General features: G+C 64.6%; 1 protein-coding gene. It reads left to right on the top strand.

Going from position 1 to position 271, the window contains the following annotated elements; genetic code table 11:
* Nucleotides 1-17: 17 nt before the first annotated feature.
* Nucleotides 18-271 (top strand): aldehyde dehydrogenase family protein (locus SB822_RS57355; protein WP_410859143.1); only part of this gene is annotated, 254 nt, incomplete at its 3' end.

Here is a 271-nt window from a genome sequence, read left to right as displayed (position 1 = left end):
ATGCAAGGAGCTTTACGATGGACACTGACACCGACCTCAGGCGCCATGATCTGCTGATCGACGGCAAGCGGTTGCCGCCGGGCACAGGCGAATATTCCGTCGATATCAATCCGGCCACCGAAGAGCCGATCGCGCATGTGGCCCAAGGCAGCGCGGCCGACGTCGACACAGCGGTTATCGCAGCGCGCGCCGCTTTGAAAGTGTGGAACGGCATCAAGGCGGCGGAGCGCGGCCGCATTCTCGGCCGCCTCGCCGGCCTGATGCGCGTGAA

The sequence above is a fragment of the Paraburkholderia sp. SIMBA_054 genome (assembly GCF_046534875.1).
GTDB lineage: Bacteria > Pseudomonadota > Gammaproteobacteria > Burkholderiales > Burkholderiaceae > Paraburkholderia > Paraburkholderia hospita.
This window is presented reverse-complemented; position numbering and strand designations above follow the sequence as displayed.